The following is a 5,294-nucleotide window of genomic DNA, read 5'->3' on the forward strand; positions in this document are numbered from 1 at the left end:
ACCCCGTACCGCCCGCGCGCCTCAGCCCGAACCACCCGCGCACCGCGGAGCCGGCGTACGCGTCTCCGGCGGCCCCCCGAACCGGGAGCTGATCCGGACCCGCCCCGGCTTCTCGACCGTGAGCCGGGTGAACTCGCCGTCCTGCCGCAGGCAGCCCGAACTGGCCCACAGCCAGGGCGAGTACGCGATCCGCACGCCGACCGAGCCCGCCTCCGGCAGGTCCAGGGTCAGGTCGGCGCCGTCGGACCCGACGACGGACGCGGGCTGTTCGGCCAGCGGTACGGCGTCCTTGACCCGGTAGATCCGCCAGTTGTCGTCCGACCAGACCCGTTCGAGATACGACGGTTCGCTGGTGACCAGCGCGTGTTCCAGCTCCGCCGGGCCGTCGGGGCGCCCGTCGTAAAGCACCACGAGTCCCACGGCCCAGCGGTCGAGCCAGGCCCGGTACGAGTCGGCCGTGAACGTGCCCGCCGGTACGGCCGTACCGGCGCGCCCGTCGTAGAAGAGACGGCCACGGGTGACATCGGCCTGGCGGTTCCAGCCGCGGGCCATGTTTATGTGCGGCGCGAGCACCGCGGCCTCCCGGTGGTCCCGGGCCGGCACCACCTCGACGCGCGTACGGTCGGCGTCAAGGCGTTCCAGGGCGTCGACGACCCCGTCCGTCTCGATCGCCCAGGCCGGCACCTCGGTGTACGCGATCACATCGGAGGCGGTCCGGCCGGCGAGCCAGCCGAGGGCGAGCACCGCGGCGCACACGAGCGCGATACGGCGCACAGCGATCGACGTGAGCCCGCCGACCCCACGCGAGGCCTCAACTTCCGTACCTTCCACCCGAGTTCGCTGCGCCCCGAGGTTCAGCGCCGCCGCGAGCAGCACCGGTGGCCCCGCGAACTCCGTGAGCCGTTCGACGTTCGTGCCGATCGGCGAGGGGATCAGGAAGGTGAGCAGCACGCCGACCGCGAAGACACCGGCCCCGAGCCGTACGAGCCGCCAGGAGCGGGGCGCGGCGAGGATGACCGCCAGGCAGATCGCGACCGGTGCAAGGACCCGCACGAACGGCATCGGCTGCTCGCCCTCGAAGGGGAACAGGAGAGTGGTGGTGAGGACGACGGCCACCGGCGGCGCCGCCAGGACCAGCGCCTCGCGCCCTCTGCGGAGGAGCAGATACGCGGCCCCTGCCACCAGCAGGAACAGTCCCGCGACCGGGCTGGCCAGGGTGGCGAGCGCCGCGCACAGGGCGCCGGGGACCAGCCGTCGGCCGCCGCCGCCGCCGACGACGCACAGCACCGCCGCCATGCCGAAGGCCACCCCCAGGACGAACGTGGTCCGCCCGGACACCACTTGGCACCAGAGGGTGACGCCGAACATGAGCGCGGGCCACAGCGGCCGGCGCACGCCGCTGTGCCGGCAGATGAGCGCGGCGAGCCAGGTGGCGGCGATGCCCGAGGCCAGCGTCACCGGAAGCACCCCGAACAGGGCCATCAAGTACGGGGATATGACGCTGTAGTTGGCCGCGTGCAGACCGCCGTGCCAGAACAGGTTGTACGCCGAGTCGGGGAATCGTTCCGCAAAACCCGCCCACGCGATCTGCGCCGCCAGGTCGCCCCCGCCCGTCGCGAACACGCCCCACCAGAGCGCGTAGAGCGGAAGCGTCGCCACGGTGGTGAGCAGCGGCAACCGGTGCCGCTCGTACCAGGCTTCGCACCCGGCCCATACGCGGTTGCCGGGCAGGAGAGGTTCTTGAGGGAGCTCGGCAGAGACCACGGGGCACGCTTCCGTTCGGCGGACAGGGCGGGGGCACTGAACCCCGGCGGGCTGAGCAGGAAGACGTTAGCCAGCCCGCCGAGGTTCAGCGCCCCTTCCGCGTCCCGGAGTTGAGGCCGACGAAACTCGCTGGACCCCCGCCCGCCGCCCGGATAGCCTCCGCGTCATGTCGAGCCCCGAGTCGTCCAGACGCTAGCCACCGGTTGACCCCGGTGGCCGCACGCATGGCAGCTCCGCCCGGTACGGCAGTGGTCGTACGCCGGGTGTGTCCGCGCGCGCCCGGCCCCGTTCCGTACGGCTGAGTCCCGCCGCCACCGGACCGTCCACCGGCCCAGGCCGTCCACGACCTCGCTCCACTCCACCCTGCCGCGCCGTGGCACCCGCCCGTCGCGCTGGAGACTCGTCATGCCTTTTACGATCCGCATGCCTTCTGCGATCCGTATGCCTTCTGCGATCCACCTGCCTTTTGCGATCCACCTGCTCGGACTCGCCGTCTTCGCGATGGGAACGTCCGAGTTCATGCTTTTCGGGCTCACCCCCGACCTGGCCCGCGACCTCGATGTGTCCATCCCGACGGCGACCACGCTGACCTCGGCGTTCGCCGTCGGGATGATCGTCGGCGCCCCGCTGATGGCGCTGCTCAGCAGAGCGTGGCCGCGGCGTCGCGCGCTGCTCGTCCTGCTCGCCGCGTTCCTGCTCGCCCATGTCGTCGGCGCCGTCACCAGCAGCTTCGCGGTGCTGCTCGCGACGCGGGTGCTCGGCGCGCTCGCCAACGCCGGGTTCCTCGCCGTCGCCCTCACCACCGCCATCGCGATGGTCCCCGCCGACGCCAAGGGCCGCGCCACCTCCGCCCTGCTCGGCGGCGTCACCGTGGCCTGCGTGGCCGGAGTGCCCGGCGGCGCGCTGCTCGCCCAACTCTGGGGCTGGCGCGCCGCGTTCTGGGCGGTCGCGCTGCTCACGGTGCCCGCGTTCGCCGCGATCGTACGGTCCGTGCCCGCGGGCCTCGACGACGGTACGCCCCGCCCGAGCGCCCGCTTCGAACTCGCCGCCCTGCGCGACCCCCGCCTCCAACGCGCCCTGCTGCTCGGCGCGTTGGTCAACGGCGCGACGTTCTGCGCCTTCAGCTACCTCGCCCCGCTGCTCACCGACGTCACGGGCCTCGCCGCGTCCTGGGTGCCGGTCCTGCTCGCCCTCTTCGGCCTCGGCTCATTCGCCGGTGTCACCCTCGCCGGGCGGTACGCGGACGCCCACGCCACCCGGCTGCTTACCGTCGGCTCGCTCGCCCTCTGCGCGGGCTGGCCACTCTTCGCCCTCACGGCCACGCACGCCCCGGCCGTACTGGCCTTCGCCTTCGTCCAGGGCGCCCTGTCGTTCGCCGTCGGCTCGACCCTGATCTCCCGCGCCCTGTACGCGGCCACGCAGGCCCCGACCCTGGCGGGCGGCTACGCCACGGCCGCCTTCAACGTGGGCGGCGCGCTCGGCCCTTGGCTCGGCGGGGTGCCGGTCGCGGCGGGAGCGGGCTTCGTCGCGCCGCTGTGGGTGAGCGCGGGCCTGGTGGCGCTGGCGGTCGCGGTGGCGGGGCTGTGGCCGACCCGGGTGGCACCGCCCAGTTGACAGGCGGACGATGGAAGGAAGGGGTCGGCTGGTGACGGCGTCGACCGCGGACTTCGCGGTGGGCGGCAGCCGGCTCCGGCAACATCGCCCCGAGCAGATCGGAGGAGCCGTCATGATCGAGGTCAAGGCGGTCGAAAAGCCGGACGAACGGCGGGACTTCCCCCGCGGCCACCTCGAAGCCGTCCACCTCACCGGACTGGACTTCGCGGTGGCCACCTTCGAGCCCGGCTGGCGCTGGTCCGAGTCCGTGGGCCCCCTCGCGGGCACCGACAGCTGCCAGATCCACCACAACGCATACGTCGTATCCGGGCGCATGCACATCCGCATGGACGACGGCGGCGAGGCGGAAGTAGGCCCCGGCGACGTCTTCGTCTGCCCACCCGGACACGACGCCTGGGTCGTGGGCGACGATCAGTGCCTGGTGTACGACTTCGCGGGCGCCATGGCCCAGGACTACGCGAAGCCGGCGGGCTCGGCCTAGACACGGCAGCCCGCCGCACCGGCGCGCGCCCGAGCGACCGCACCGTAGACGGCGAGCTCGACATCGGTCGTGAAGGTCGCGTCGGCAACCAGAAGGAGCGAGACCGCGGCGACCTCCTCGACCGTGCCGCTGCGCTTCAGGGGTCAAGGCGCCTGTTGTCCACCGTCGTTGGCGCGACCTGTGGAGATCTGCATCGCCAGATGGTCAACGACCTGCGGTACGACTCGGCCGGCGCCCTCGTCCTCCAGCGCCTCAGCGAGAGCCTGACGGACGACCGCGTACCCCTCCCCGGCATGAGCGGCGCGGGTCCGGCCGACTGCCCGCTCGATCCTCGCCTTGTGGACGGCCAACCGGTTCCTAGGCATGCATCCATCCATCCAGCCGGTCGAGGTCGTATTCAGGCGAGGTCGTTCGAGGTCGTTCTCAGGTGGACCGACAAGTCATACCCAGGTCTGCCCCCGCGGGAGTTGGAGGTGCTTGCTCGGCCTGATCGCGCGAGGTCTGTCCAACACAGAGCTCGCAGCACACCTCCGCCTGAGCCCAACCACGATCAAGACCCACATCGGCCACTTACTCGCCAAGCTGCACGCGCGCCACCGCGCCCAGCTCGTGAACGTCGCCTACGAGACGGGGCTTGTGGGCGACCGCCGACGTGGAGTGTGAGGTTCACAAGACGGGCGGCCTTCACCAGGGCCCCTTTGCTCTCGCACCTCATGTGTGCTGCGAGAGCAAAGGGGCCCTGCCGCCCTCTCGGGCGACAGGGCCTCTGACCTGCTGCTTTGCTGTGCCCCCGGCAGGATTCGAACCTGCGACACCCGCTTTAGGAGAGCGGTGCTCTATCCCCTGAGCTACGAAGGCGGGGTTCTGTCGGAAAGCCCGTCTGGAACCGTCCCTGGTGGGAGGCGGGTCCAGGCCGACGGCCGTCCGGCAGTTCTGTGGTGGGTCGGACGCCATGGTCCAGGCCACCGCCGACAAGTGTAGCGGGTGGTCGTTTCGAGGCTTCCAGGTCTCGGCGGGGAGCGGCTCCTGCTGGCCCCTGCCTGTCATTCGTCCTGTCGTTCGTCGATGGCTCTGGGGCTGCGGGCTACCTCGGCGAGGCCGGCGCGGGCGTCGTGATGAACTTGCCTTTGTTCGTCGAGAGTTGGAGGGGGAGAAGATGGCGGCCGACGAGACGGTCCCGGCAGCGTTCGTTCCCAGGAGTGTCCGCGAGGACGCACGCAGGGTGGGGAGGGTGGCGGTCGTCCTGATGCTCCTGGCCGCTGGGGTCTGGGGGTGGTTCGGCTACCTGATGCTCGCCGACTGGGGCCCCGACGTGAGTACGTCGACCTCCACGCCCGAGAGCCTGTGCCGAGGCCTCCTGGTCGAGCCCTCGCCCGGCGACAACGCCTGCCACAGCGAGCTGCGCCAGTGGCCCCCGCTCCTGGGCATCCTGGCC

General features: G+C 71.8%; 6 protein-coding genes and 1 tRNA gene. 4 read left to right on the forward strand and 3 right to left on the reverse strand.

The features are described 5' to 3' along the window. Positions 1–21 precede the first annotated feature (21 nt). The gene (locus tag GUY60_RS33840) at positions 22–1,764 is read right to left on the reverse strand and encodes a DUF8823 domain-containing protein (protein ID WP_376771349.1); all 1,743 of its coding nucleotides are present in this window, start codon (positions 1,762–1,764) and stop codon (positions 22–24) included. 459 nt (positions 1,765–2,223) lie between these two features. Here GUY60_RS33840 and GUY60_RS33845 point away from each other — a divergent pair, with 459 nt between their 5' ends. Further along, positions 2,224–3,378: a Cmx/CmrA family chloramphenicol efflux MFS transporter gene (locus tag GUY60_RS33845; RefSeq protein WP_161704906.1), complete on the forward strand. Its 1,155-nt coding sequence runs from the start codon at positions 2,224–2,226 to the stop codon at positions 3,376–3,378. Positions 3,379–3,490: 112 nt separating this feature from the next. Further along, complete coding sequence (locus GUY60_RS33850; protein ID WP_161704908.1) at positions 3,491–3,859, forward strand: cupin domain-containing protein; 369 nt, start codon at positions 3,491–3,493, stop codon at positions 3,857–3,859. A 143-nt stretch (positions 3,860–4,002) separates the two neighbouring features. On the opposite strand, the gene GUY60_RS39310 is transcribed toward GUY60_RS33850, so the two are convergent. Continuing rightward, the gene (locus GUY60_RS39310) at positions 4,003–4,224 is read right to left on the reverse strand and encodes a hypothetical protein (RefSeq protein ID WP_161704898.1); all 222 of its coding nucleotides are present in this window, start codon (positions 4,222–4,224) and stop codon (positions 4,003–4,005) included. On the opposite strand from GUY60_RS39310, the gene GUY60_RS39315 reads away from it, so the two are divergent. Continuing rightward, positions 4,223–4,522, forward strand: a complete 300-nt coding sequence (locus GUY60_RS39315) for a response regulator transcription factor (protein WP_161704900.1) — start codon at positions 4,223–4,225, stop codon at positions 4,520–4,522. The genes GUY60_RS39310 and GUY60_RS39315 overlap by 2 nt on opposite strands. Before the next feature lie 122 nt (positions 4,523–4,644). Here GUY60_RS39315 and GUY60_RS33865 read toward each other — a convergent pair. Further along, a tRNA-Arg gene (locus tag GUY60_RS33865) sits at positions 4,645–4,717 on the reverse strand. Between the two features lie 373 nt (positions 4,718–5,090). Here GUY60_RS33865 and GUY60_RS33870 point away from each other — a divergent pair. Next, on the forward strand, positions 5,091–5,294 hold a 204-nt coding region (locus tag GUY60_RS33870; RefSeq protein ID WP_161704902.1), incomplete at its 3' end, for a hypothetical protein.

Source organism: Streptomyces boluensis (assembly GCF_009908195.1).
Lineage (GTDB): Bacteria > Actinomycetota > Actinomycetes > Streptomycetales > Streptomycetaceae > Streptomyces > Streptomyces boluensis.

Coding starts and splice junctions, on each gene's coding strand:
- GUY60_RS39315 (WP_161704900.1), top strand. CDS start 4,223: ATGCATCCATCCATCCAGCCGGTCGAGGTCGTATTCAGGCGAGGTCGT.
- GUY60_RS39310 (WP_161704898.1), bottom strand. CDS start 4,224: ATGCCTAGGAACCGGTTGGCCGTCCACAAGGCGAGGATCGAGCGGGCA.
- GUY60_RS33850 (WP_161704908.1), top strand. CDS start 3,491: ATGATCGAGGTCAAGGCGGTCGAAAAGCCGGACGAACGGCGGGACTTC.